At 38.9% G+C, this 1,659-nt stretch carries 2 protein-coding genes; both read left to right on the forward strand.

Going from position 1 to position 1,659, the window contains the following annotated elements; genetic code table 11:
* Positions 1 to 173: 173 nt before the first annotated feature.
* Complete coding sequence (locus FC15_RS02250) at positions 174 to 773, forward strand: helix-turn-helix domain-containing protein (protein ID WP_010011392.1); 600 nt, start codon at positions 174 to 176, stop codon at positions 771 to 773.
* Entirely contained in the window at positions 710 to 1,618 is a 909-nt protein-coding gene (locus FC15_RS02255) for an IS3 family transposase (protein WP_146979180.1), read from the forward strand. The genes FC15_RS02250 and FC15_RS02255 overlap by 64 nt, the downstream gene beginning before the upstream one ends.
* The last annotated feature ends 41 nt before the right edge of the window (positions 1,619 to 1,659 follow it).

Consider the following 1,659-nt stretch of genomic DNA (forward strand, 5'->3'; position numbering starts at 1 on the left):
CGTACAATACCCCTTAGGGTTTACACTTTAAATAATAAAAGTGTGAATCCTAGGGGGTGTTTTGCATTGTAAGTTATTCAACTATTGAAAAGCTTAAATTACTTCATGATTATCAGAAATCGGATTATGGTTTAACGGTGTACTCCGATTACCATGGTGTCCGACCAGCAAACATGAGTAAGTGGATTAAGCAATTCCTACTCGCTGGATTGGCGGGATTAATTAGACCTAAGCATAATCAGAAGTACTCATTAGAGACTAAGTTAACTGCTGTAAAAGCTTATCTTTCTGGCAAGTATACTAATCAAGCAATTCTCCAGCAGTATCAAATTAGAAATATTTCTCAACTACATCAATGGGTTATCAGTTACAATAATGACAAACTCCGAGTTAATCAGACAACGAGAAAGCGAGTCAGAAAAATGGGACGAAAAGTAACCTTTGATGAAAAGAGGCAGATTGTCCGATGGACAATTGAACATAACAATAACTATAAAGCGGCTGCAGAGAAGTATGATATTAGTTACCAACGAGTTTATTCTTGGGTACGGAAGTACCGAGTAAATAGCGACTGGGAAGTACTAAAAGATAACCGTGGGCGTAATAAAGGAAAAGAGCCCACTAATGAACTAGAAAGACTAAGGAAACGAGTTCGTGAGCTAGAAGCTCGTGACCGTGAACGGGAGCTGCAAATCGCTTTTGCAAAAAAATTAGTCGAAATACGCAATCGGGAGGTGAAACGACCGGACGATATCAAGCGATTCAAGAAATGAACAATGAAGGTTATTCTATTAGTGAATTGACCAAGGTCGCTGGAATTACTAGACAGGCTTACTACAAATGGCTGAAACATGAACCGACTAAATATGAGATTGAAGAATCGGAGATTCTCCAATTGATTAAACAGTTAGAAAATGAACACAAGCAAAGCGTTGGCTATGACAAAATGACTAGGTTAATCAAGTTAAGTCATCAGATTCCTTATACCGTCAATAAGAAACGAGTCATTCGCATTATGAAAGACCATAGTATCAAAGCTGACTATCGTCAGCCAACCCATAAACGTATTCAAGCCCAGCAAACTTATGAAGCTGAAAATATTCTTAACCGACAATTTGACCAAACCGCAGCTAACCAAGTTTGGGTTACGGATACGACGGAACTAAATTACGGAATCCGGCTTAATAAAGTTCGTCTACATGTAGTATTAGATTTATATGGTCAATATCCAGTAAGCTGGTTAATTACACCTACAGAAACCGCTGAAGGAGTAGTTCAAGTGTTCGAGCAAGCACGGATGAAGGAAGGAGCACTAGCTCCGTTAATTCATACTGATCGTGGTGCGGCGTATACTTCCAAAGCATTTAATCAGTATTTAGTAGTTAATGATGCCCAACACAGTTATTCAGCACCAGGGACACCGGCTGACAATGCCGTAATAGAACATTGGTGGGCAGATTTTAAGGCTATTTGGATCGCACACCTGCCTAAAGCACAAACATTATTAGAACTAGAAGGACAAGTTAGAGAAGGAATTACCTATTTCACTGAAAAATTTATCTCAGTGAAGAGAAATGACCTTACCGCAGCGGAATACCGTTTTGGCAAAGCCAACTAATTTTTATTATTTAATGTGTAAACTTGACAGGGCACAGTACC

Origin of the sequence: Lapidilactobacillus concavus DSM 17758 (assembly GCF_001435835.1) — a bacterium.
GTDB lineage: Bacteria > Bacillota > Bacilli > Lactobacillales > Lactobacillaceae > Lapidilactobacillus > Lapidilactobacillus concavus.